The sequence below is a fragment of the Proteus sp. G4380 genome, assembly GCF_963885725.1.
GTDB classification, from domain to species: domain Bacteria; phylum Pseudomonadota; class Gammaproteobacteria; order Enterobacterales; family Enterobacteriaceae; genus Proteus; species Proteus mirabilis.
In genome coordinates this window covers 1-25,907 of sequence record NZ_CAWPAV010000060.1, presented here as the reverse complement: position 1 = coordinate 25,907, position 25,907 = coordinate 1, and the positions used below count along the sequence as shown (strand labels likewise).

Here is a 25,907-nt window from a genome sequence, read left to right as displayed (position 1 = left end):
GCAATGAAATCTGCACACTTTTTGTGATATTCTTAATACTATCTTTTCGCTAAAACACTCGGAAACCCTGATATGACTATAGTTCAGGTAATATTACCTGTACCACTGTTTTCTTCCTTTGACTACCTGCTTCCAGAAGGTTGTGCCATGCCAACAATAGGTTGTCGCGTGGTCGTTCCCTTTGGCAAACAGCGTCGCTCTATCGGTATTGTTAAAGGTTTTAGTTCACACAGTGAGTTTCCCATTGAAAAACTGAAACCTATTGAAGAAGTACTTGATACAGAGACTCTGTTTCCGGGGATCTTATGGGATATGCTTAATTGGGCAAGTGCTTATTATCATTATCCTTTAGGTGAAGTTCTCTTTCATGCGATGCCAATTCTACTACGACAAGGGAAACCGGCTGAATTTACGCCCTTATGGCAATGGTATGCCACTCAAGAGGGAGAAGCGCTTGATCTTAACAGTCTAAAAAGCGCTAAAAAGCAACAACAAGCTTTGGCGGCACTACGCCGTGCCCCTTTGTATCGCCACCAGTTAGATGAATATGAAATTACAACAGCGACACTAAATAACTTAAAAAAGAAAGCATTAGCGGATTTACGTCCTATTCAACCCGCCCCTATACAGTGGCAAAGCACTTTTGCCGTACAGGGTGAACGATTTAAACTTAATGCTGAACAGGCGGTTGCTGTTGGTGCTATCACGGCACAAGCAGACCAATTTTCGCCTTGGTTATTATTGGGGATCACTGGCTCTGGTAAAACAGAAGTGTATCTCAGTGTACTTGAAACTATTCTCGCTCAAGGTAAACAGGCACTGATCTTAGTCCCTGAAATAGGTTTGACCCCACAAACCATTCGCCGTTTTAAAGCACGTTTTAATGCCCCCGTCGATGTTCTTCACTCCGGACTCAACGATACGGAACGCCTTGCGGTATGGCTACGAGCGAAACGGGGAGATAATGCCATTATTATCGGTACGCGCTCGGCATTGCTCACCCCTTTTCAGCAATTAGGGATTATTATTATTGATGAAGAGCATGATGGCTCTTATAAGCAACAAGATGGCTGGCGTTACCATGCACGGGATTTAGCGGTCTTTCGCGCCAAGCAAGAAAATATTCCTATCGTGATGGGCACTGCCACCCCATCGATTGAAACCAGCTATAACGTTGCACAAAAAAAATATCAACAACTGACGTTAACGCAACGGGCGGGAAATGCTAAACCTGCCACAGAGCATTTAATCGACCTAAAAGGGCAACCGCTCACAACCGGACTCTCTCCAACACTCATTAAAGCCATAAAAGAGCATCTTAATGCCGGAAATCAAGTGATGTTGTTTTTAAATCGCCGTGGCTTTGCGCCTGCGTTACTCTGCCATGAGTGTGGTTGGATTGCCGAATGCCCTCGCTGTGATCACTATTATACCTTACATCAAAAACACGGCATGCTACGTTGCCACCAGTGTGATAGCCAACGTCGTATTCCATCACAATGCCCTCAATGTGGTTCAACTAATTTAATGCCAGTAGGATTGGGCACAGAACAACTTGAACAAGGCATTGGCGAGTTATTTCCTAATACCCCGATCACCCGTATTGATAAAGATACCACCAGTCGTAAAGGAGCATTAGAGCAACAACTAGAAGACATCTATCAAGGTGGATCACGTATTCTAATTGGCACACAGATGTTGGCTAAAGGTCACCACTTCCCAGACGTTACGCTGGTGGCGCTACTTGATGTTGATGGTGCTTTATTTTCTAGTGACTTTCGTGCTGCTGAACGTTTTGCTCAGCTTTATACTCAAGTATCAGGTCGTGCAGGAAGAGCTGGGAAACAAGGTGCCGTCTATTTACAAACTCACCAACCCGATCACCCACTATTATTAACGCTGTTAGAAAAAGGCTATGATGCTTTTACTAAAGAGGCGTTACAAGAGCGACAAGCAACCTTTTTACCCCCTTATTCCAGCCATATTATGATCCGCTCTGAAGATCATAATAACCAAAAAGCCCCCCAGTTTTTACGCCAGCTTAAACAGTTCTTCGAGCAACACCCGATGAGGGATAGTCATTTATGGGTGATGGGCCCCATTCCGGCCATTCAGGCAAAACGAGGGGGAAATTTCCGTTGGCAACTATTATTGCAACATCCTTCAAGGGGTTATTTACAAAAGTTAATGTCTGTTACTTATCCTCAGATAGTGGCGCTTCCTGAGAGTAAAAAAGTGAAATGGAATATTGATGTTGATCCAACTGATTGCTAAGCCTACTGATATTTAGCGCGCTTATAATTCAAAACTATTTATCAATTTTGCGAACTACCTCATAAAAACGATTGGTATCACACTTTTTATGCAAACTAGGTAACAGTATCTATTCAAAAAGTGGGTAAAATAACAATTTAGAATATTTCTTGAATTAAAAAACCGTCGCATCTTTGTATTTTGGACAACGACGGTTTTTTTGCAACAAAAAAGCAATCGTTTAACCAAACCATCAGTACGGAGGTATGGGGTTTGCAACAGAATAATAAAGAGAGCGCACAAGCAACAATGAAAGATGTTGCTTTTGCTGCTGGCGTGTCAACAGCCACGGTGTCACGCACATTAATGAATCCAGAAAAAGTATCCTCACAAACCCGTCAAAAAGTTGAGCAAGCTGTTCTTGACGTGGGTTATTACCCACATAATTTGTCAAAAAACCTGAAACGTAACGAGTCAAAAACGATCCTCGTGATCGTCCCTAACATCAGTGATCCCTTTTTTACAGATGTTGTATGTGGCATTGAAGAAACCGCAGCTCAACACGGCTATCTCGTATTAATTGGTGACTGCAAACACCAACAAAAACATGAAAATGCCTTTATTAATTTAATTATTACTAAGCAGATTGACGGCATGTTACTGCTTGGCTCTCATATCCCTTTTGATGTTTCTAAAGAAGAGCAAAAAAATCTTCCTCCTATGATCATGGCAAATGAATTTGCGCCAGAGCTTGAATTGCCAACCGTTCATATTGATAATTTGACTGCTTCTTTTAGAGCCACCCACTATCTACAACAGATGGGACATAAGCGTATTGCCTGTATTACTGGCCCTGAAGATATGCCACTATGTCGTTATCGCTTACAAGGTTATATTCAAGCTATGCGTAGAACCGGTGTCCCTCTACGCGAAGATTATATTATTAGAGGTGATTTTACCCACGAAAGCGGTGCAGAAAGTCTGAAAAAGTTAATTTCGTTACCTGAACCACCGACAGCGGTATTTTGTCATAGCGATATTATGGCGATTGGTGTGATGTGGCAGGCTAAAAAACTTGGCTTACAATTACCTGACGATCTCTCTGTGATTGGCTTCGATAACCTTGATATTACGCGCTATAGCGAGCCTGCATTAACCACCATGGAACAGCCACGTTACCAAATTGGTCGTCAATCCATGTTGTTACTGCTTGATCAGTTACAAGGTAGACCTGTTGCACCCGGCTCTCGCCTATTAGATTGTGAGTTAATAGTAAGAGAAAGTGTCTGTCGGCTTAAAAGCTAGGCAAAAGACACTATGTTAAGTAACATATCGGTTGTGATACCTATTCATTTAATTATCAGCGAATCGAACTGTGGCACAACGAGACTATGTGGGACGAGGACAGTCATCTGCTCGTCGTAAAAAGACAACGAAAGGCAAAGGTAAAAAGGCGGCCAGTGGGTTGCCTTTAACCACACTTATTGTAGCAATTGCGCTTGTGGCGCTATTTGTTGGCGGCCTCTATTTTATTACCCATAATAAAAAAGAGGTTGTCGAACCAACGTCATCAAGTGCAGGGCAACAACCAACTAACAACTTACCACCTAAACCGCAAGAGCGTTGGCAATATATCAAAGAGCTCGAGAATCGACAGGTGGGGAACCCATTACAGCCACCAGCGACCTCTTCAGGGAGCCAGATTAATCCGAAAGCGACACTTTCACCGGAGCAATTACGTTTTTTACAACAAATTGAAGCGGATAAACGTCAACCGGCGGTAGAGTTACCAGAAGTGCCTTATAACGGTGAAGTACCACGTTCACAGGTTGTCATTACTCCACCGACAACCACCGCACCTTCGGTACAACCTTCGCAACCTTCAGCACCGGTAAAACAGGAGCCTGCACCCGCGATAACGACACCAAAACCTGCAACGACTGAAGCGCGATTTTTAGTCCAATGCGGTTCATTTAAAACCAATGAACAAGCCGAATCTGTACGCGCAACCTTGGCATTTTCCGGTATCGAAAGCCGTGTGACCAAAGGAAATGACGGCTGGATCCGCGTTTTATCTGGCCCATTTAATAAAGAGCAAGCCAATACGCTAAGCCGTCAAGCTGCAGGCGCAGGTGTATCAGGTTGTATTCTTCGTACTGCGGGGGGTTGAAAAATAAAATTTCTCCCCCACCTATAAATCTAATTCACATAATGGGCTGTGTTTTTTCTGATATTAAAGCACAACCCACTTCTTTTTATTGATAAACCAGGGGCTGACTCATGACTACAATCGTAAGTGTTCGCCGTAATGGCCAAGTCGTAATCGGTGGTGATGGACAGGCGACGATGGGTAATACCGTCATGAAAGGCAATGTTCGCAAAGTACGCCGTCTTTATAACGACAAAGTGATTGCGGGATTTGCCGGCGGCACTGCTGATGCTTTCACGCTTTTTGAACTTTTTGAGCGTAAATTAGAGCTCCATCAAGGCCATTTAACTAAAGCCGCTGTTGAACTTGCGAAAGATTGGCGTACAGACAGAATGTTACGCAAACTAGAAGCATTACTGGCTGTGGCAGACGAAACAACATCTTTGATTATCACCGGTAACGGTGATGTTGTGCAGCCAGAAAACGATCTGATTGCTATTGGTTCTGGTGGCCCTTATGCACAAGCAGCGGCGAGAGCGATGTTAGAAAACACCGATCTAAGTGCACGCGAAATTGCGGAAAAAGCACTGAATATTGCCGGTGATATCTGCATCTACACCAACCATAATGTCAACTTTGAAGAAATCTCTTCAAAAGAGTAAGGATTTGAGAGCATGTCCGAAATGACTCCTCGCGAAATTGCCAGCGAACTCGACAGATTTATTATTGGTCAAGATAAGGCCAAACGTGCGGTTGCTATTGCACTGCGTAACCGCTGGCGTCGCATGCAGCTTGATGAAGCGCTGCGTCATGAAGTAACCCCAAAAAATATTTTGATGATTGGACCTACAGGGGTAGGTAAAACTGAAATTGCACGTCGTTTAGCAAAATTAGCCAATGCACCTTTTATCAAAGTCGAAGCCACAAAATTCACTGAAGTGGGTTATGTAGGTAAAGAAGTCGATTCTATTATCCGCGATTTAACTGATTCTGCTGTTAAAATGGTACGTAGCCAAGCGATTGAAAAAAATCGTTACCGTGCTGAAGAAATGGCAGAAGAGCGTATTCTTGATGTACTGATCCCACCAGCAAAAAATAACTGGGGAGTCACAGAATCGGCATCATCCTCAGAGCCTTCAGCAGCGCGCCAAGCGTTCCGTAAGAAACTCCGTGAAGGCCAATTAGACGACAAAGAGATTGAAATTGAATTAGCGGCCACCCCAATGGGTGTTGAAATTATGGCACCTCCAGGCATGGAAGAGATGACTAATCAATTACAATCCATGTTCCAAAATTTAGCGGGACAAAAGCAAAAAGCGCGTAAGATGAAAATCAAAGAAGCGTTTAAACTGATTGTCGAAGAAGAAGCCGCTAAACTGGTTAATCCTGAAGAGTTAAAACAACAAGCCATCGATGCAGTTGAGCAACATGGTATCGTGTTTATTGATGAAGTAGATAAAATCTGTAAACGTGGTGGTCAAAGCTCTGGCCCTGATGTTTCTCGTGAAGGTGTACAACGTGACCTATTACCACTGGTAGAAGGTTGCACCGTATCCACTAAGCACGGTATGGTGAAAACAGATCATATTCTGTTTATTGCCTCAGGTGCATTCCAAGTCTCTAGTCCTTCTGACTTAATTCCTGAGTTACAAGGCCGTCTGCCTATTCGTGTTGAACTACAAGCACTGACTGCAGAAGATTTTGAACGTATCCTTACTGAGCCAAATGCATCATTAACAAAACAGTATCAAGCATTAATGGCTACCGAAGGGGTAAGCATTAACTTTAGCCAAGACGGTATTCGCAAAATTGCCGAATCTGCATGGCGTGTAAATGAAACCACTGAAAACATTGGTGCACGTCGTCTACATACGGTATTAGAGCGTTTAATGGAAGAAATTTCCTATGATGCGAGTGAACGTCAAGGCGAAACTATTCTTATTGATGCAGAATATGTGAAACAGCATCTGGATGAGCTTGTAGCAGATGAAGATCTGAGTCGATTTATTTTATAATCAACTTATGCGATCCTTAATCAGCAATATTAACGTGGGAGGCTTGCCTCCCATTCTTATTTTTATAATAACAACGAACATGAGTATTGAATTTCAGCATGAGCGCTCAACATTCCATTAGCCGGACACAAGCCTGGCTTGAAAGTTTACGACCCAAAACCCTACCTTTAGGGTTAATTGCTATTGTGACAGGCTCCGCCTTAGCGTATTGGACGGGTCATTTTGAGCTACCTATTGCATTACTGGCGATTTTAACTGCTGGCACACTACAAATTCTCTCTAACTTAGCGAATGACTATGGTGATGCCGTTAAAGGGACAGATACTGAAGAGCGATTAGGGCCACTGCGTGGAATGCAAAAAGGGGTGATCACCCCTGCTCAAATGAAAAAAGCCTTAATTATTAATGTAATTATCTCCTGTGTTTCAGGTATCGCCTTAATAATTGTCGCATGTAAAAAACCCGAAGATGCTATTGGCTTTTTAGTGATGGGCTTATTGGCTATCGTGGCAGCCATTACCTATACCGTAGGGAAACGCCCTTATGGCTATATGGGATTGGGCGATATTTCGGTATTAATTTTCTTTGGCTGGCTAAGTGTGATTGGCACTTATTATTTGCAAGCTAATGCTTTTAATATTGTGACACTACTGCCTGCCACCGCCTGCGGACTGCTCTCGGTCGCAGTACTTAACATTAACAATATGCGTGATCTTGAAAACGACATTCAAGCCGGTAAAAATACCTTGGCGGTGCGTTTGGGGGCTTCTGGCTCACGGATTTACCACACCTGCGTGATTGCCATAGCCATTATCTGTTTGATTGTGTTCACCCTGATTTATATGCACCGTTGGACGGCGTGGCTATTTTTATTAGCCGTTCCCATGCTATTACTGCATATTAAACGCGTTAATGCCGATCTTAGTGGCGAAGCCATGCGACCACTGCTTGAACATATGGTCAAAGCGGCGCTGTTAACCAATATTCTTTTTTCTTTAGGTTTAGTTTTAGAGTAATTTACCGCTATTGTTGATTTGACTCACTGAATTGTCAGTGAGTCTTTTGCCAACACCCCCTGTTAAGGGATATACTGGACTTTCCTGAGGCAACCTGACGTAAATCCTATGAAATATGATACTTCTGAACTCTGTGATATCTATCAAGAAGATATCAATGTCGTAGAACCGCTTTTCTCAAACTTTGGTGGTCGTAGCTCCTTTGGTGGACAAATTACCACTGTCAAATGTTTTGAAGATAATGGTCTGCTTTATGACTTACTAGAAGAAAACGGTAAAGATCGTATTCTATTAGTTGATGGCGGTGGCTCTGTCCGCAAAGCGCTAGTCGACGCTGAATTGGCGCAACTGGCGGTACTCAACGAATGGGAAGGTATTGTTGTTTATGGTGCAGTACGCCAAGTGGACGCTTTATCTGAGCTTGATTTAGGCATTCAAGCGATGGCTGCCATTCCTGCAGGTTGCCCAAGTGAAGGCATCGGCGACAGTGATATCCGCGTAAACTTTGGTGGTGTTACTTTCTTCTCCGGTGATTATCTTTATGCTGATAATACTGGCATTATCTTATCTGAAGAGCCTTTAGGCTTAGATGATGACGATTTAGATGATGATTTATTAGAAGAATAATAGACCATTCTCTTATTAACAAAGATAACGCATAAAGCGACAAAAGCCACTTTATCAGTGGCTTTGTTTTTAACTGGTGAAAACGGTGGACGATTATTGTACGTCTTCCATTTTTCCTAGCAGAGCACGTAAACGCTCTTGCCAGCTTGATTGCTCTTGTTTCAGCTCTTCGTTTTCACGAACCAAGGCTTCTCTTGATTCTCTTGCGCCCTGCACTTCTTGATTCAGTGCATCATTTTTCTCTTTTAGCTCTTCAATTTCCATCTGTAATAATGTGATGGTATCTAGTGCTTGTTGTACTTTTGACTCTAATTTTTCAAAAACTTCAAATGACATACTGTAATCCCCCATATAATCGATACTCCCGATTGTAAGTAGCCTATCAACAACTGTCTAGCATCTTCCGTGGAATTACCTGCTTTTTTCAATTTAACAAAAATACTGGTCTGATCACACTCCTAGTGTTGTACAAGTCACTATTTAAGAGCGTTTTCACTCATTTTCATGATGGGACACACAAAATTCAATTTCGCTTATTCTCGTTTACGCTCATTAACGATAAATTTACAGTTATCTTTTCAATACGAAAAGAATACTAACAATTAAAATCACCCTCTTTCAGGATAGAATATATGAGCCAGACGAAAACCTCTCTTATGGGTCAATGCATTTCCGAGTTTATCGGTACTGCATTGCTAGTCTTCTTTGGTCTTGGTTGTGTTGCAGCAGCACGTATCGCAGGCGCTCAACTCGGTCTTTGGGAGATAAGTATTATCTGGGGCTTAGGTGTTGCCTTAGCCGTTTACCTTACTGCGGGTACCTCTGGTGCTCACCTCAACCCGGCGGTCACAGTCGCATTCTGGTTGTTTGCGTGCTTTGAACGTAAAAAAGTTATCCCTTATATTGTTGCACAAATGTTAGGTGGTTTTTTTGCCGCCGCTGTTGTGTACTTTATGTATTACAATTTATTTATCGACTACGAACAGGTCAATGGAATTGTACGAGGATCACAAGAAAGCCTCTTTACTGCGGGCGTCTTCTCTACTTACCCAGCAGCCCAAATCTCTGTGATCCACGCATTTTTTATCGAAGTAATTATTGCCGTTATTCTCGTTGGCTTAATTTTAGCCTTAACAGATGATGGTAACGGTGTACCTCGTGGGCCTTTAGCGCCATTACTTATCGGTATTCTGATTGCGGTTATCGGTGGTGCATTTGGTCCATTAACTGGATTCGCCTTAAACCCTGCCCGTGATTTTGGGCCAAAATTAGTCGCATTCTTTGCCGGATGGGGTGATATTGCTTTAACAGGTGGACGCGATATTCCTTATTTCTTAGTCCCACTCATTGCTCCAATGATTGGGGGTATTTTAGGCGCACTTGCTTATCGTAAACTTATTGGCCGTCACTTACCTTGTGATACCTGCAAAATTGAAAACGACAAATAACGATGCAAGCAATATCGTTGATTATGAAAACAGGTTACTAACATGACAACAGAAACAAACAAATCGAATAGTGAAAAAAAATATATCGTTGCTCTGGATCAGGGAACAACCAGTTCACGCGCTGTCGTAATCGATCATGACGCCAACATTGTTAGCATCTCACAACGCGAATTTACCCAAATTTATCCTAAGCCCGGCTGGGTTGAGCACGATCCAATGGAAATCTGGGCAACTCAAAGCGCAACGCTAATTGAAGTATTGGCCAAAGAAGACATCCCTTCTGATCATGTTGCCGGTATCGGTATTACCAACCAACGTGAAACGACTATCGTCTGGGAAAAAGAGACCGGTAAACCTATCTATAATGCTATCGTGTGGCAATGTCGCCGTACTGCAGACTTTTGTACTCGCTTAAAAGATCAAGAAGGGGTTGAAGAGTACATTCGTCAAAATACTGGGCTTATGGTTGACCCCTATTTTTCAGGCACCAAATTAAAATGGATCCTCGATAATGTTGAAGGCGCTCGTGAACGAGCAGAAAAAGGAGAGTTACTCTTTGGTACCGTTGATACTTGGTTAGTCTGGAAAATGACACAAGGTCGTGTTCACGTAACAGATTATACCAACGCTTCACGTACTATGTTGTTTAATATTCACTCTTTAGATTGGGATCAAAAAATCCTCGATCTGCTGAATATTCCCCGCAATATGCTACCTAAAGTGGTGCCTTCTTCTGAAGTTTATGGTCAAACCAACATTGGTGGTAAAGGTGGTACACGTATTCCTATCGCCGGTATGGCTGGTGACCAACAAGCGGCACTCTATGGTCAGCTCTGTGTACAAAGCGGTATGGCAAAAAACACCTACGGAACAGGCTGCTTCTTGCTGATGAATACAGGTAAAGAAGCCGTGCGCTCTAACCACGGTCTATTAACCACTATCTGCTGTGGCCCACGTGGTGAAGTAAACTATGCCTTAGAAGGTGCAGTCTTCGTCGGTGGTGCTTCCATTCAGTGGCTACGTGATGAGCTAAAATTAATTGATGAAGCAACTGACTCAGAATACTTTGCCACTAAAGTTAATGACACCAACGGTGTTTATGTCGTACCTGCATTTACTGGCTTAGGTGCACCTTATTGGGATCCGTATGCCCGTGGCGCTATCTTCGGTTTAACCCGTGGTGCTAACCGTAATCATATTATTCGAGCGACTTTAGAATCTATCGCTTATCAAACCCGCGATGTCCTTGATGCGATGCAAGCAGACTCTGGAGCACGCTTACAAGCACTACGTGTAGATGGTGGTGCCGTTGCCAATAACTTCTTAATGCAGTTCCAATCTGACATCTTAGGTACCCGTGTTGAACGTCCTGTGGTACGTGAAAGTACTGCGTTAGGGGCTGCGTTCCTTGCAGGCCTTGCGGTAGGTTTCTGGTCTGATCTGGAAGAGGTAAAAAATAAAGCCGAGATTGATAAAGAGTTCCGCCCAGGTATTGAAACCACAGAGCGTAATTATCGTTATAACGGCTGGAAAAAAGCGGTTGCCCGCGCACAAGAATGGGAAGATCGCGGTTAATCGCTAATCACCCCCTATGAGAGAGAAGTCGCCTAGGCGACATAAAACAAATGCCGATAGTAGGTATACACTATCGGCATTTTTATTGGCGAAAACTTAAAGGTAGTCATTAAACCGTATTCTGCTGATGACTAAAACGGTGTGATAACGGGATCCAACACAACATAATAGCCACTGACATAATAAACATAATCATTCCTAAGCTAAATTGATTATGCTGTGGCAATAGTGCAGAGAACCACGTTGCTATCCCTGAGCCAACATTTTGCAATCCGCCCACCAACGCACCAGCCGCTCCGGCTAAATAAGGGAATGGCTCCATCGCCCCTGTCGTTGCCAGCGGAAATAGCATCCCAGCGCCAAAGAAAAACAGGGCAGCGGGCACCAGTAAAGTCCAAATATTAATAATATTCAGCCAGCCGGGAAGCCACATTAAAATACCTGCTGCTACACAGCAAAATACGGAGTGCCACATCAATTGCACAAAGGTTTTACCTTCACGCCCTGCGTACCACGCACCAAAGAAGGCCGCGGGAATAGGTAAAATAAATAGAATACTGATAGTAATACTATTTAAACCCAACACGCCTCCCATCAACACACCGCTGGAAGCTTCAAATACGGCAATACCTGATAATGCACAAATCAACATGATCAAAAAGGCACTAAAAGTACTGTTGGACAGCAATAAATAAAAAGATGACAACATACTGCGTCTTTCAGCCTGTACAGGTCGGGTTTCTGGCATCCAGTGATACATACTAAAGAGTACACTTCCTCCTAATAATAATAGGAAGATATAACAGGCATGCCAGCCAAAGAAGTGCGCCACCACCCCACCGATCATTGGCGCTAAGAGTGGGCTGACTAACACCCCCATATTTAATAAGCTATTGGCATAGCGTAACGCAGTACCGGTATAGAGATCACGAGGCTGAGTACGGGTCATTACCCCTGCGACCCCAGTCCCCATTCCTTGTAAGGTACTGGCGATCACTAAGGTAGTTAAGTTCTGTGAAAAAATAGCCACGATCGTCGCTAAACAGAAAATACTCATCCCCACTAAAATAACCGGACGACGCCCTACTCGGTCAGAAATAGGGCCATAAATTAATTGTGAAAAACCATAAGAAAACAGATATGCGCCCATTACTTGCTGTACAGCACCTGTTGGCTCACCAAAATAGACAGCCATATCAGCAATCACAGGAACATAAATCGTCTGTGTCATTTGACCGACAGCAACCAGTGCAATAATCAGTAATAACAGATTTGCATGTTCTAACTTTCTCATTTCTTTTCTTTGCTCAGAAATTAAAAATTAACCGATTAACGGACAGGAAAGTGCTACAGAGCTTTGATAAAATAAACTCTGCAAAATGCACTTGCGCTAAATAATGAGACTAAGGTAACAAATCTAGCAAAATTTGCGAAGTAGTCAGCCATTTTTATCTCGTCAACGATGTCAGTGAAAAACACCATCGTTGTCAATATAAATGTACATTTTGTATTAACGATTAACGAAACTACAGATTAATATCGCCATCACATCATCTTGATAAATAAAAACGCCCTTCCTCTTTAGAATAAATTATCGACATAAGCGCTTTCCTAAAAAGGAGATAAGAGATTATGGCAAATTGGGTCACTGGAAAAGTCATTCAAGTTAGGTATTGGACAGATACATTAATCAGTTTAGTTGTACACGCCCCTATCGATAAGTTTACAGCAGGTCAATTTGCCAAACTGGCACTCGAAATTGACGGTGAACGTATACAACGCGCCTACTCTTATGTTAACTCCCCGCAAGATCCCAACTTAGAGTTCTATCTAGTCACTGTACCTGAAGGTAAACTCAGCCCACGCTTAGCGGCGTTAACCGTTGGTGATGAACTCTTAGTGACAGAACAAGCCAGTGGCTTTTTTGTTTTAGAAGAGGTGCCTAGCGCGAATACCTTATGGATGTTATCAACAGGTACGGCGATCGGGCCATTTCTCTCTATTTTACAACTTGGTGATGATCTCGACCGTTTCGAAAATATTGTTTTAGTCCATGCTGTACGCTACGCCCGTGATTTAAGCTATCTACCATTAATGGAGCAGTTAGCTGAACGCTACCAAGGGAAACTGCGTATCCAAACTATTGTCAGCCGTGAAAACCATATAGGCTCACTAACCGGACGCATTCCAGCATTAATTGAAAGTGGTGCATTAGAAAAAACCGTAGGATTAACCATTTCCCCAGAAGAGAGCCATATTATGCTATGTGGTAATCCAGAAATGGTAAGAGACACGCAACAGTTACTGAAAACACAGCGTGATATGAGAAAACATTTACGCCGTAAACCGGGACATATCACCAGTGAACAGTATTGGTAATGACAACATCAGGGCTGAATAGCACTTTATTCAGCCCTGACTGTTTAGCAGTTACACACTTTAACGAAAACTTGAGTAGTCAACCTTTTCAGTCGTGGCACCAAAATAGTTTTCTCCTTGGGTGCCAATAAACACCCCACAATCTAACAACATGATCATCATAATAAATGATGGGAGAAAACGCCCTATCGCCCACTGCCAAAAGGGCTCTAAACTACTGGTATCAGTCAATCCTAGCATCACCGCCAGCAACAATAGTAACAGCCATGCACCACGTTTATTTCTATCGTGAAGTCGCTTAGTAAAAATGGCACATAACGGATATAAAATAGCCAGCGAAATTATCCCCACCAGTACAGCAGGCAATGAATAGTGCTGATTAACTGTATATAATCCGCAAAACAGCACAAAACAGAGTGCAAAACCCGCCCAAAAGTCACGGCGTCCAATTCGCCCTTTGAATGAAAAGGCCCAATGTTGTAAGGTCATTAATAATTTCTCAATATAGACTTATTTTAGTGAATTAAGCTGTCCATTTAACATCAAATAATACAGAGTGATTTTATAATATTCTATCGCACAACAGACCAAGGAGGACAGATGATAAAAAAAAGCACGCTTACTCAGTTAGCACTTATCATAATAAGCATCGCTTTATCTTTGCCAACCCTTGCTATGGCAGCGTCGCCCTCGATTGCTCATCAACCCCCAACTAAAGATGATATTCTTTACCTTAAACAGGATGCCCCTGTTTTTGAAACCACCATTCCGGAGATAAGAGCTAAATTCAATCAAAATAATGCGTCGTTATTTCTCAATGAATATAAAATTATCACCAACAACGATATTACTATTCCGTTAGTCAGGGCCGCGACACGAATAACCCCTTATTTATACTCATCAGCCGTATTAGAGCGTGGCAGTGAAAAAATTAAGAGTCTACAGCTCACCCTGATCCATACACTTGATACGCCACAAATCGAAAAAGAGCATCAAGATACTGCAATGCGCTATATCACTGCATTAGTGACACAGTTTGATCCCTCCATTAATGCAGCGCAAATTCAAGAGGTGCTCAATTTATTTGCTGTTAAACAAGATGTGCCTGCTTATATTAGCCATAATGTTGGTGCTATTCGCTATATTATTGCCCACGAGGACAATCAATTAACGACCTTTGCCATTGAACCGATTAAGCTTTCACTTAATAGCAATATCGATTCAGCTATTCCGTGATAAAAAACAAAGCTATTCTATTCAATGTTCTCTATACTGTTGTGTATCAACAGAATTTGAGTTTATCGATAAATTAAATTTAAACCACTCGGTTGGAGGAAAAGTTATGCGCCATCCATTAGTCATGGGTAACTGGAAACTTAACGGCAGCATTCATATGGTTCATGAATTAATCGCTGCATTACGTAAAGAAATCAGCGGTGTTGCTGGATGTGATGTTGCTATTGCACCACCAACAGTTTATCTGTGCCAAGCTCGTCATGAAATCGGTGGAAGCCGTATTGCGTTAGGTGCCCAAGATACCGGTGTTAACTTATCTGGTGCTTTCACTGGCGAAACTTCCCCAGAAATGCTGAAAAACGTTGATGTTAAATACGTGATCATCGGTCACTCTGAACGTCGCACTTACCATAAAGAATCTGATGAATTTATCGCACAAAAATTTGGTGTGTTAAAAGAGTTAGGCTTAACACCTGTGTTATGTATCGGTGAAACAGAAGCAGAAAACGAAGCTGGTAAAACACAAGAAGTGTGCGCACGTCAAATCGACGCGATTTTAAATACACATGGTGCACAAGCATTCAAAGATGCAGTGATCGCTTATGAACCTATTTGGGCGATTGGTACAGGTAAATCAGCAACGCCTGCACAAGCACAAGCGGTACATAAATTTATTCGTGATCATATCGCTAAACAAGATGCGGCTATCGCTGAGCAAGTCATTATTCAATACGGCGGTTCAGTCAACGATAAAAACGCAGCAGAGCTATTTAGCCAACCTGATATCGACGGTGCATTAGTTGGTGGCGCGTCACTGAAAGCAGATGCCTTTGCCGTTATCGTGAAAGCAGCAGCAGAAGCGAAAGCGAAAAAATAACTTTGATAGCAAATCGTTATCTTACCGATAAATAACTATCACGAAAATCACCTTACTGCGTCTTAACAGAAGGTGATTTTTTTATGCGTTACTCGCTAATCACGTCGGCTGATTTCATCAAATACTCCCCCGGTGGCAAAATGGGTTTGTTGCGCTGATTGCCAATCGCCAAAAAGCTCATCAATAGTGAATAATTGCAAGGTTGGAAAACGTTTTTGATATTTTTCAGCAATGCTTTTATCTCTTGGACGATAATAGTTTTTAGCAGCAATTTCTTGCCCTTGAGGTGAATAAAGATACTCTAAATAAGCGCTTGCCACTTCCTGCGTACCTCGCTTATCAACCACTTTATCCACCACAGAGACGGTTGGCTCTGCCAAAATAGAGACGGAAGGGGTGACTATTTCAAACTTATCTGTACCTAACTCATTAATCGCCAATAACGCTTCATTTTCCCATGCAATTAACACATCACCAATACCACGCTCAACAAAAGTATTTGTCGCGCCTCTCGCGCCGGAGTCTAAGACTTCAACCTGTTGATACAGTGACTTTACAAAGGCTTTCGCTTTTTCACTGTCTTGCTGATTGGCCTTTAATCCATATCCCCATGCAGCCAGATAATTCCATCTTGCTCCACCGGAGGTTTTAGGATTAGGTGTGATAATCGATACACCGGGTTTAATTAAAGAATCCCAGTCGGTTATCTGTTTCGGATTACCTTTTCTCACTAAAAAAACAATGGTTGAGGTGTAAGGTGCTGAGTTATCAGGTAAGCGGGTGATCCACTGCTTATCTATACGCCCTCTTTGTGCAATGGCATCAATATCATAAGCTAATGCGAGGGTGACAATATCCGCTTCAATACCATTAATTACGGCGGTTGCCTGTTTACCAGAGCCACCATGAGATTGACGAATAGTCACATGATCGCCGGTTTTTTGTTGCCAATATTGACTAAATGCGTGGTTATATTGTTGATAAAGCTCTCGAGTCGGATCGTAAGAAACATTTAATAACTGAATATCCTTCGCCCAGATGCTTTGTGTAAACAGTGCCGTCAGCGCTAGCGTCGTCAATAATCCCCATCGTTTTAACATCGTTATCTCCCCCTATCCTATTTCTAGTTGGTTTATTTGTTTTGTTTAACTAGGCTGACAGAAAGATTTATAACGATGAAATAATAAAAAACAGACTGTTATACGTAACAGCTATATAGTTGAGAAAACGGGGGACTCACACAGTCATTACCCATCAGATAAGAGAAGAAAAGCGCGTAGAATGAAATATTTTCACTCGGGAAGCTGTTCTGATACAAGCTGATATTGCATCAGAACAGTCCACGAATAAGGATATAACTCAGAAAGGCTCTGGTAATAGAGTAAAACTATGGCTTAATACAGTTTTTTCGCAGTTTCATACCAATCGGCTTTAAAGACACGTTTCATATTCATAACCGCATCAATAATATCATGGTGAACCAGTTTTTCATTTTGGATCCCTACACAACGACCACCATAACCTTCAAGTAGCAGTTGTACAGAGTAAGCCCCCATACGAGAGGCTAAAATACGATCGTAAGCAACCGGAGAGCCACCACGTTGAATATGGCCTAATACAGTGGCACGTGTTTCATGTTTGGTTTCTGCTTCAATAAAACGTGCTAGCTCATGTACATCACACACATGTTCGGTAATTGCCACGATAGCATGACGTTTACCACGCTCAATACCCGCTTTAATTTCTGCTAATAATTCATCACGATCAAAAGGTAATTCGGATTCAGGCAACACCACGAACTCACAACCACCCGCAATAGCAGCGGATAAGGTTAAATCACCACAATAACGTCCCATCACTTCAACGATAGAGATACGTTTATGGGATGTTGAGGTATCACGTAAGCGGTCAATCGCTTCTACCGCCGTTTCTAACGCCGTGAAATAGCCAATAGTGTAATCAGTACCCGCAACGTCATTATCAATGGTGCCCGGTAAACCAATACATGGGAAACCCGCTTCAGTTAATTTTTTCGCCCCCAGATAAGAACCATCTCCCCCGATAACCACCAGTGCATCTAGCTCATTTTGCTTCATATTTTCAATAGCAACGGCACGCACATTATCTTCGCGGAATTCTGGGAAACGCGCAGAGCCTAAAAAAGTACCACCACGGTTGATCATGTCTGACACACTAAAGCGATCGAGTTTTTTCATACGGTTTTCATATAAGCCCATATAGCCATCAAAAATACCGTACACTTCTAAACCTTCGCTGAGTGCTGCACGGACAACACCACGGATCGCGGCATTCATACCCGGTGCATCACCACCACTTGTTAAAACCCCAATTCTTTTGATCCCATTAACCATGATTACCTCTGATTCTTATTCGATATCATTATTGCAATATATTGTTGGAATAACTGTTATCTTAATACCGGCTTCACGAACGTAATCCACCGATATCTCAAATGCTGAATTGATTCAACAACCCCATTGTACGCATATTTTTTATCACTTCATCATCAACGTACATTTTTTTTTATAAACTTGATGCGCATTAAATTAATTGAGTAGCCTGTATAAATACTATACTAGTCTATCGTCTCTGTATTACACCGATAAGTTAACACTTTTTATACAGATACTTTACAGCCTTTTGCTATCTATCTCAAAAAACAGTGTGTTAGCCATATATTACTATCAAGATATAAAGTGTAATGGGCTTATTGACGGTTTGCTTAACACTTTGCGCGCTGTTATCGATACTTTTTTGTCATTCGGCATAAATAGAAGAAGCGCCCACCCTACACAATTGTGACTGATGACAAAAATTTTGCGTTAATTTACCGTTTATACAATAAGGCTGATACAGTATAACAAACAGTACAGTAGGAGGTTTTATGTTTGATTTAACGGGTAAAATTGCTTTAGTTTCCGGCGGAGCAAAAGGTATTGGTAAAGGCATTGTTAGCGCATTAAAAAACAGCGGTGCACAGGTTATTATTGCTGATATTGATGATGTAGCAGGTAACGCAACCAAAGAAGCACTTGGTGTTGATTTTATGCACCTTGATGTCACCTCTCAAGCAGCCTGTGAACAAGTAGTCAATGATATTGTTAAACAGTATGGCAAACTCGATATTCTTTGCTCTAATACCGGTATTTTCCCCCAAGCAACAATTAAAGAGATGAGCGAAGCTGATTGGGATAAAATGCATACCGTCAATTTAAAAGGAATGTTTTTCTTAGTAAAAGCGGCCCTTGCGGTAATGGAAAAACAACAATATGGTCGTGTGATCATCACCTCTTCTATTACAGGCGCCATTACTGGCTATCCGGGCTGGAGCCATTACGGAGCAAGCAAAGCAGGTCAGTTAGGCTTTATGCGCAGTGCTGCACTAGAATATGCACGCCACGGTATTACCATTAATGCCGTTATGCCCGGCAATATTTTAACCGAAGGCTTACAAGCCCAAGGAGAGACCTATCTTAATCAAATGAAGGCCTCTATCCCAACCCATACCTTAGGGGAGCCTGAAGATATCGGCTATGCCGCCGCATTCTTTGCCTCTAATGAAGCAAAATATATTACCGGTCAAACCATTATTGTCGATGGCGGCCAGATTTTACCTGAATCTCCAGAGGCGTTGTTGTAGTTGATTAGATTAATTAAGGAAGAATGAATCGATTATAATTCACTACCAGAAGATAAAATAATATATCAATAATAAAATTAAAAACGCAAAAAAAAGCCCCTCTCCAGAGGGGTTAATTATTCAGTTATCGTTAAACATACCGACATCAAAGTCCTGCTAGCTCAATCAACGTATCCGGTCTTTTTTCAACCATTTTAAGTAGTAAAACCGCTTGTTTATTCGGTTTTACTATCCCTTGCTCCCAGTTTTGTAATGTTGTAACCCCCGTATGTAAATACTGAGCAAAAACAGCTTGAGATAAATTCAATTTTTCACGTACTGCTTTTACTTCTGCTGGCGTCATAGAAAGAGGCTTAACATTAATACGGTGAGTCTTTAGTGTTTTTTTCCCTTCATTAAATTCACTCCACGCATTCATTCCTTCTTGAAGCTCAGAAAAAATATCACGTTTAGTCATGATCCCCCCTTTTTTTAATCATTTCTAACATTGCTCTCAGCTGTTCACGTTGAGTTATTGTTAAATCATCAGCAATGTTTTTACCGTAAATAAAAATTTAGAATTTGTACCTAAAAACAAAGAACAAAACTGACAAAAAAACGTTATTACATTTTTATCCTTTCTTTTTTCATAGAGGTTAGACAGAAATAAAAAGTAGGTGGTATTACTTTACCGAAGTATAGTCGCAAGAAACGGGAAAGAAGCCACTAATTTAACCCACTAAAAAGTAAAGAGGAAATCTAGCATTTATAAGTCTTTAAAATGTCCACAAAGTGTCCACGGACAGCCAAAAACGTCCACCTTTAAAGACTTTAGTAGACTTTTATTACCCTTAAAAATGAAATCTAACTCTTTGTTTTAAAAGGAATGGTAAACAAAAGAGCAAAAAAAAGCCCCTCTCCAGAGGGGCTGCAAAAGACAGGGATGGTGTCTATGGCAAGGAAAAAACTTCGTTGTTGCTACTTACTCTCTAACTAGGTACTGCTTTACTACACTCTTACTACTACATTACTAAAGGACTTTACTTAATCACTAATTAGCTTTCTCTTGAGTTTGCTGGTTTTGCTGGTTTTGCTGGCTAACAGAAGAGACACGCTGTTGATAATTCTTTTCTAGCTGCGCTTTTTGCTCAGGGGTTAATAGCTGATACATTTGATTATGAACTTTCGCCATTTCAACTCGGCGCTCTATTGCTTGTTTGTCCATATCTTGTATTTGCGCTCTTACCGCTGCTTCATCAAACTTATCCGTGGTAATTAGCTTATGCATATTTTCGTGACGCTGACGAAAATCACTGTTATTAAAACGATCTTGATGATGCTGGCGCATTAAATCGCGCATTTGAGTACGTTGTTGCTCTGTTAATGTAATACCATTAAACATACGCGACTCACCGAAATTATTGTTACCCATCATATGGCCACGTTGTCCACGATGACCTCGGTTATCACGTCCATCATGCATACCGTAACCGTATCCACAATGGTAATTATCATTATACTGTTGTTGCCCAGCAGGCTGATTATTTGTATTTGATGTTTCAGCCATTACTACCGTCGGAGCTACTAAAAACATTGATGCTAGTGCAACCATTGCTACTTTACGCATTGTCCCACTCCTCATTCGGTTATAATACCGACTTATTAATGCTGACCTAAATATGTGTAATTGTTCTCGATGTGGATTACTATACCTTTACGGCTGCAAACTAGCGTCAGAGCGTGTAAAAGAACGTAAAGTCATAGATTCGCGCTATTTATTATCGTATTTTTCTCTTGGAGGAATTGACGAATGCATAAAATCTTATTAGTGGATGACGATCGCGAATTAACCTCGCTATTGAAAGAACTACTTGAAATGGAAGGCTTTAATGTTGTGCTCGCCACTGACGGCGAACAGGCCTTAAAACTTCTGGACGCGTCTATTGACTTGTTATTACTGGATATCATGATGCCACGTAAGAACGGGATCGAGACACTTAAAGAGTTACGCCAAAATTTCCAAACACCTGTCATTATGTTAACGGCAAGAGGCAGCGATCTTGATCGTGTACTTGGCCTAGAGCTGGGAGCAGATGACTATTTACCTAAGCCATTTAACGATAGAGAGCTAGTTGCACGCATTAGGGCTATTTTACGTCGTTCCAACTGGAGTGAACAAAAACAGACCGATAGTAACACCTCACCGATATTGCAAGTCGATAAATTACAACTTAATCCGGGTAGACAAGAGGCCAGCTTTGATAATGAACCATTAGAGCTAACAGGTACTGAGTTTACGTTACTTTATCTACTTGCTCAGCATTTAGGACAAGTGGTATCGCGCGAGCATCTCAGCCAAGAAGTGTTAGGTAAACGCTTAACACCTTTTGATAGAGCGATTGATATGCATATTTCCAACTTACGTCGTAAGTTACCGGAAAGAACAGACGGGCAGCCTTGGTTTAAAACATTACGTGGCCGTGGTTATCTTATGGTTTCAATAACTTAATAAAAAATCTTTATGATAAACAGTTTGTCAGCGCGTATATTCGCCATATTCTGGCTGACACTAGCATTAGTTCTAGTGCTAGTTATGATGGTACCCAAGCTGGACTCGCGCCAGCTTACCACTTTACTTGAAAGTGAATACCGTCAAGGTGTTATGCTAGAGCAACATATAGAAGCCGAACTAGCGCAAGATCCGGCTAACGATCTGCTATGGTGGCGGCGATTAATCCGCGCCATTGATAAATGGGCGCCACCTGGTCAACGTCTTATTATTGTCACCAGTGAAGGTCGTATTATTGGTGCTCAACGTAATGAAATACAAGTTGTCAGAAACTTTATGGGACAGTCTGATAACGCAGACCATCCGAAAAAGAAAAAATACGGTCGCTCTGAGATGCTAGGCCCCTTTTCCATTAGAGATGGTGAAGATCACTATCAACTTTACTTAGTGCGCCCATCAAGTAGCCCACAATCTGACTTTATCAATTTATTATTTGATAAACCGCTTTTATTACTGATATTCACCATGCTTATCAGTACACCGCTACTGGTTTGGCTCTCTTGGAGCTTGGCAAAACCGGCCCGAAAACTCAAAAATGCGGCGGATGATGTGGCAAAAGGCAATCTGCGCCCTCACCCTGAGTTGGAAACTGGCCCACAAGAATTTTTAGCGGCAGGCACCAGTTTTAATCAGATGATCAGCGCATTAGAGCGTATGGTTGAAGCGCAACAGCGATTGATTTCTGATATCTCCCATGAGTTGCGCACCCCGTTAACTCGTTTACAGCTTGCCAGTGCATTACTACGTCGTCGTAGCGGTGAAAGTAAAGAGCTAGAGCGTATTGAAACAGAAACACAGCGGCTAGATGGCATGATCAATGACTTATTAGTGCTTTCTCGCAACCAGTATAAAAATGAGTTATTACGTGAAACCGTAAAAGCAAATGAGCTTTGGAACGATATTTTAGATAACGCGAAATTTGAGGCTGAACAGAGCAATAAAACCCTAACAGTAACCGCCCCGCCAGGCCCATGGACAATTTATTGCAATCCTTATTCATTAGCGAGTGCCTTTGAAAATATCGTTCGCAATGCCTTGCGTTATTCACATTCTCGTATTGAAGTGGCCTTTACCGAACAAAATCAGGGTATCACTATTATTGTTGATGATGATGGCCCAGGGGTTAGCCCAGAAGATCGCGAGCATATTTTCCGACCTTTTTATCGTACGGACGAAGCACGTGATAGAGAATCCGGCGGTACAGGACTAGGACTGGCAATTGTTGAAACCGCAATTAGTCAACATCGAGGCCATGTAAAAGCTGACGATAGCCCATTAGGGGGATTAAGAGTGGAGATTTGGTTGCCGAAAACAAAATAAACATAAGCTATCTAAAAGTCGCCTTTAGATTTAAAATACAAAAATACTAAACTTTAATTAATCGTTAAAATGAATAAATACTTAAAAATTATCAGAAATAAATTACGTTATAAGTACTGTGATGTTTTTCCAAAATTGATAACAAAATCAATATATAAAGAAAGAATGAATAAAAAATTAGATTTAAGACATCCGCAAACTTTCAATGAAAAATTGCAATGGCTAAAACTAAATTTATATAGAGATAACCCGCTGGTAACACAATGTGCAGATAAATATGCGGCTAGAGAATATGTTAAAGAATGTGGCTGTCAAGAGATACTCAATGAAATCCATCAGGTATGGGAAGAACCACATGAAATTAATTTTTCCGAATTACCAAATAAATTTGTACTAAAATGCAACCATGGAGCAGGATACAATATTATTTGTAGAGATAAAAATAGTATATCTCCTGATAAAATAAAACAAAAATTATCAACTTGGTTAAATGAAGATTATTGGCGTTTATCTGTAGAATTTGTTTATAAAGATGTACCTAAAAAAATAATTTGTGAAAAATTCATTGAAACAAAAAATAATGAATTGCCATACGATTACAAATTATTTTGTTTCCATGGTAAACCACTATTTGTAATGATATGCACAGAAAGGGAATCTCACCATCCAAAATTCTATTTTGTTAATAAAGAATGGGAGCTACTACCCTATGGTATTGATTATAAAAATAGAAATGTTTCAACTGTACTAGAGAAACCTCAAAATTATCAAAAACTATTTGAATATGCAGAAAAGCTGTCTAAGCCATTTCCTTTTGTTAGAGTAGATTTATATTTAAACAATGGTATTATCCATTTTGGAGAATTAACATTTATACCATCAGCAGGAATGGATAAAGAACTAAATAATGAAGAAGTTAAAAACGTTGATATGATTTTTGGCAACTATCTTAAATTAAACTAAGGGGAGTCCCCTTAGTTTATGGACTTAATTATTTTTCTATTAATTAAATAAATAAATCGAGCTTTCAACTTCATATAAGGATAATAAAAACTTTTCTTCTCACAACGCCTAAATAAAGAAACTTTTTTTCTGATGATGGCAACCTTAAGCTCCTTATAAAAGTAAGGTTTTGATTGTATATTTTTAATTCTTATTTTTTCCAACAAAGAATTACATTTTTTTATATTATCTAATGTGAGATATTCAGAGGAAAAATTCAAATCATATAAAACTTTCTCATTTGCATTAATACTAAATATCTCTAATGCGCTAATTTGTGTTTTTATAGCAAATGAAGTTTGTGTATTAAAGTATTTTTTTCTATTTTTTTCTGGATGGGTTCGATATTTTAATAAAGGTTCTTCTAAATTAGCAAAAATATCTTTTTTACCCAACTTTAATAATTTAACCCATAACCCATAATCCTGAGCATATTTGTAATCTTCTGGATATGTGATTTGATTATCTCCGATAAAACTCGCTCTAAACATCACCGTTGGATGATAAAAATTTGTTCCAAAAATTAATCCCGCAGCAATGGCATTATGTGCAGTTGGTGGAACCATAAACTTATTATGGTCTTCATAAATTTCCATTGATGTACCACAAACCATGATATTTTTATGCGCCTCCATAAACTCTAATTGTTTTTGAAGTCGGATAGGATATGCATAGTCATCAGCATCCATACGAGCAATATACTCACCAGAAGAGAGTAAAAAACCTTTATTCAAAGACTTAGCTAATCCAATATTAGATTCATTAGTATATACTTTAACTCGACTATCTTGCTTTTCGTATCGTCTAAGTATATCTACAGACACATCAGTAGAACCATCATCAATAATGATAAATTCAAGATCTTTAACTGTTTGATTAAGAATAGAATTTATCGCTTCTTCTAAGTGTACTGCATCATTATATACTGACATTAATACACTAACTTTGGGATGATTTTTCATTTTTAATTAAATGTTATTTCCTATAGTCGACATTGCATATACTATAAATTAATAAATAAAATTAGTGAATATCAATAAACATTTAAAGTAGTTGAAATAATTATAATCATCGAGCATCAATAGCTATGACATAACATAAAATAACAATGTTTACACTGAGTTCTTACCCCTTCTACAGAAAACATTTAAACTATATAAATCAGCAAGATATCATAGTTACAAAGAACGCCTACTAACAACCAATTTAAATAAACAATAAAATTAATATATTAGCAAACTCTACCATTTATTAATAAATTGGTAGCATATTCTTCTTATACCTATCTTTTATACATAATTCAGAATGATCTTGCTAAATCGGCCGATATTCCGATACTTATATATACCTAATCAATGTTAGAATACCCATCAATTACTTGACCCGCTGGTTTGAAGAGTCTAATCTCAGTGGGGTTTGTGTACAGATAAAGTATACTTATACAATAAAACTCTTATATTACAGATAGATAAGAGTTTTAAAAGAGAAATTTTGGCGCTCTGGGGGCCGTAAACCTAGTGCGGTAGCTTTAGCCGTTTTAATTATTAAAGTAGTTCTTGTTATTAAATACAGTATCATCGGGCCTAAAGACAATATTTTTCATATTTTAGGCTATGTATAATCAGGAGCAGAAGGCAATGAGTCAGTATTATTTACTATTAAAGAGAATGCAATTAACGTTTTTTAAAAAAATAGATAATATTAATAATGAAAGACCAAAAATCGTAGCTATCAAGAAATAATCATTATGACCGGAAGAAATTTTTTTAAATATTTTGGAAAATTTATATCTTTAATTTCA

The 25,907-nt window shown here is 40.4% G+C and carries 24 protein-coding genes; 16 read left to right on the top strand and 8 right to left on the bottom strand.

Annotated features, from left to right (window positions below):
- Nucleotides 1-72: 72 nt before the first annotated feature.
- The 7 genes from priA to rraA all read left to right on the top strand — a co-directional run bounded on the left by priA (nt 73) and on the right by rraA (nt 8,060).
- Nucleotides 73-2,274 (top strand): primosomal protein N', encoded by a 2,202-nt coding sequence (gene priA, locus AACU98_RS05225; protein ID WP_004249709.1) that lies wholly within the window; start codon nt 73-75, stop codon nt 2,272-2,274.
- A gap of 252 nt (nt 2,275-2,526) precedes the next feature.
- Nucleotides 2,527-3,558, top strand: a complete 1,032-nt coding sequence (cytR, locus tag AACU98_RS05220; RefSeq protein ID WP_004249710.1) for a DNA-binding transcriptional regulator CytR — start codon at nt 2,527-2,529, stop codon at nt 3,556-3,558.
- 70 nt (nt 3,559-3,628) lie between these two features.
- A complete protein-coding gene (gene ftsN, locus AACU98_RS05215; RefSeq protein ID WP_004246415.1) occupies nt 3,629-4,423 on the top strand; it encodes a cell division protein FtsN in 795 nt (264 codons plus the stop codon).
- A 110-nt stretch (nt 4,424-4,533) separates the two neighbouring features.
- Nucleotides 4,534-5,064: an ATP-dependent protease subunit HslV gene (hslV, locus tag AACU98_RS05210; protein ID WP_004246416.1), complete on the top strand. Its 531-nt coding sequence runs from the start codon at nt 4,534-4,536 to the stop codon at nt 5,062-5,064.
- Between the two features lie 12 nt (nt 5,065-5,076).
- Nucleotides 5,077-6,417, top strand: coding sequence for an HslU--HslV peptidase ATPase subunit (gene hslU / locus AACU98_RS05205; RefSeq protein ID WP_004246417.1), 1,341 nt, complete (start codon nt 5,077-5,079; stop codon nt 6,415-6,417).
- Nucleotides 6,418-6,515: 98 nt separating this feature from the next.
- Nucleotides 6,516-7,433, top strand: coding sequence for a 1,4-dihydroxy-2-naphthoate polyprenyltransferase (locus AACU98_RS05200; protein WP_020946557.1), 918 nt, complete (start codon nt 6,516-6,518; stop codon nt 7,431-7,433).
- A 108-nt stretch (nt 7,434-7,541) separates the two neighbouring features.
- Nucleotides 7,542-8,060, top strand: coding sequence for a ribonuclease E activity regulator RraA (gene rraA / locus AACU98_RS05195; protein ID WP_004246419.1), 519 nt, complete (start codon nt 7,542-7,544; stop codon nt 8,058-8,060).
- Nucleotides 8,061-8,153: 93 nt separating this feature from the next.
- Here the strand turns inward: rraA and zapB are convergent, their stop codons facing one another.
- On the bottom strand, nt 8,154-8,396 hold the full coding sequence (gene zapB / locus AACU98_RS05190; RefSeq protein WP_012368679.1) for a cell division protein ZapB: 243 nt from the start codon (nt 8,394-8,396) through the stop codon (nt 8,154-8,156).
- A 296-nt stretch (nt 8,397-8,692) separates the two neighbouring features.
- Here zapB and AACU98_RS05185 point away from each other — a divergent pair, with 296 nt between their 5' ends.
- On the top strand, nt 8,693-9,508 hold the full coding sequence (locus AACU98_RS05185; protein ID WP_004246421.1) for an MIP/aquaporin family protein: 816 nt from the start codon (nt 8,693-8,695) through the stop codon (nt 9,506-9,508).
- Between the two features lie 42 nt (nt 9,509-9,550).
- On the top strand, nt 9,551-11,083 hold the full coding sequence (gene glpK, locus AACU98_RS05180; protein WP_004246422.1) for a glycerol kinase GlpK: 1,533 nt from the start codon (nt 9,551-9,553) through the stop codon (nt 11,081-11,083).
- Between the two features lie 109 nt (nt 11,084-11,192).
- Here glpK and emrD read toward each other — a convergent pair whose 3' ends face one another.
- Nucleotides 11,193-12,377: a multidrug efflux MFS transporter EmrD gene (emrD, locus tag AACU98_RS05175; RefSeq protein ID WP_004246423.1), complete on the bottom strand. Its 1,185-nt coding sequence runs from the start codon at nt 12,375-12,377 to the stop codon at nt 11,193-11,195.
- A gap of 338 nt (nt 12,378-12,715) precedes the next feature.
- Between emrD and fpr the strand changes: the two genes are divergently transcribed.
- A complete protein-coding gene (gene fpr / locus AACU98_RS05170; RefSeq protein ID WP_004246424.1) occupies nt 12,716-13,462 on the top strand; it encodes a ferredoxin--NADP(+) reductase in 747 nt (248 codons plus the stop codon).
- Nucleotides 13,463-13,522: 60 nt separating this feature from the next.
- Here fpr and AACU98_RS05165 read toward each other — a convergent pair whose 3' ends face one another.
- On the bottom strand, nt 13,523-13,951 hold the full coding sequence (locus AACU98_RS05165) for a DUF805 domain-containing protein (protein WP_004249714.1): 429 nt from the start codon (nt 13,949-13,951) through the stop codon (nt 13,523-13,525).
- Between the two features lie 111 nt (nt 13,952-14,062).
- Between AACU98_RS05165 and AACU98_RS05160 the strand changes: the two genes are divergently transcribed.
- Nucleotides 14,063-14,698 carry a DUF1454 family protein gene (locus AACU98_RS05160; RefSeq protein WP_004249899.1) on the top strand — a complete coding sequence of 212 codons (636 nt, stop codon included), beginning with the start codon at nt 14,063-14,065 and terminating at the stop codon, nt 14,696-14,698.
- A 106-nt stretch (nt 14,699-14,804) separates the two neighbouring features.
- On the top strand, nt 14,805-15,575 hold the full coding sequence (gene tpiA / locus AACU98_RS05155) for a triose-phosphate isomerase (protein ID WP_017628681.1): 771 nt from the start codon (nt 14,805-14,807) through the stop codon (nt 15,573-15,575).
- A 95-nt stretch (nt 15,576-15,670) separates the two neighbouring features.
- On the opposite strand, the gene AACU98_RS05150 is transcribed toward tpiA, so the two are convergent.
- Nucleotides 15,671-16,675 carry a sulfate ABC transporter substrate-binding protein gene (locus tag AACU98_RS05150; RefSeq protein WP_017628682.1) on the bottom strand — a complete coding sequence of 335 codons (1,005 nt, stop codon included), beginning with the start codon at nt 16,673-16,675 and terminating at the stop codon, nt 15,671-15,673.
- Between the two features lie 294 nt (nt 16,676-16,969).
- Nucleotides 16,970-17,947 carry a 6-phosphofructokinase gene (gene pfkA / locus AACU98_RS05145; protein ID WP_004246429.1) on the bottom strand — a complete coding sequence of 326 codons (978 nt, stop codon included), beginning with the start codon at nt 17,945-17,947 and terminating at the stop codon, nt 16,970-16,972.
- Nucleotides 17,948-18,480: 533 nt separating this feature from the next.
- On the opposite strand from pfkA, the gene fabG reads away from it, so the two are divergent.
- Entirely contained in the window at nt 18,481-19,236 is a 756-nt protein-coding gene (gene fabG / locus AACU98_RS05140; protein WP_012368674.1) for a 3-oxoacyl-ACP reductase FabG, read from the top strand.
- A 145-nt stretch (nt 19,237-19,381) separates the two neighbouring features.
- Here fabG and AACU98_RS05135 read toward each other — a convergent pair whose 3' ends face one another.
- Nucleotides 19,382-19,693 carry a helix-turn-helix domain-containing protein gene (locus tag AACU98_RS05135; RefSeq protein ID WP_012368673.1) on the bottom strand — a complete coding sequence of 104 codons (312 nt, stop codon included), beginning with the start codon at nt 19,691-19,693 and terminating at the stop codon, nt 19,382-19,384.
- Between the two features lie 573 nt (nt 19,694-20,266).
- Nucleotides 20,267-20,842 (bottom strand): cell-envelope stress modulator CpxP, encoded by a 576-nt coding sequence (gene cpxP, locus AACU98_RS05130; protein ID WP_161735646.1) that lies wholly within the window; start codon nt 20,840-20,842, stop codon nt 20,267-20,269.
- A gap of 183 nt (nt 20,843-21,025) precedes the next feature.
- Between cpxP and cpxR the strand changes: the two genes are divergently transcribed.
- The 3 genes from cpxR to AACU98_RS05115 all read left to right on the top strand — a co-directional run bounded on the left by cpxR (nt 21,026) and on the right by AACU98_RS05115 (nt 24,067).
- Nucleotides 21,026-21,724 (top strand): envelope stress response regulator transcription factor CpxR, encoded by a 699-nt coding sequence (gene cpxR / locus AACU98_RS05125; RefSeq protein WP_161735644.1) that lies wholly within the window; start codon nt 21,026-21,028, stop codon nt 21,722-21,724.
- A gap of 12 nt (nt 21,725-21,736) precedes the next feature.
- Nucleotides 21,737-23,104 (top strand): envelope stress sensor histidine kinase CpxA, encoded by a 1,368-nt coding sequence (cpxA, locus tag AACU98_RS05120; protein WP_004249903.1) that lies wholly within the window; start codon nt 21,737-21,739, stop codon nt 23,102-23,104.
- 165 nt (nt 23,105-23,269) lie between these two features.
- Nucleotides 23,270-24,067, top strand: coding sequence for an ATP-grasp fold amidoligase family protein (locus AACU98_RS05115; protein ID WP_223304294.1), 798 nt, complete (start codon nt 23,270-23,272; stop codon nt 24,065-24,067).
- Nucleotides 24,068-24,078: 11 nt separating this feature from the next.
- Here AACU98_RS05115 and AACU98_RS05110 read toward each other — a convergent pair whose 3' ends face one another.
- Nucleotides 24,079-25,038, bottom strand: a complete 960-nt coding sequence (locus AACU98_RS05110; RefSeq protein ID WP_232504896.1) for a glycosyltransferase family 2 protein — start codon at nt 25,036-25,038, stop codon at nt 24,079-24,081.
- Nucleotides 25,039-25,907: the final 869 nt, after the last annotated feature.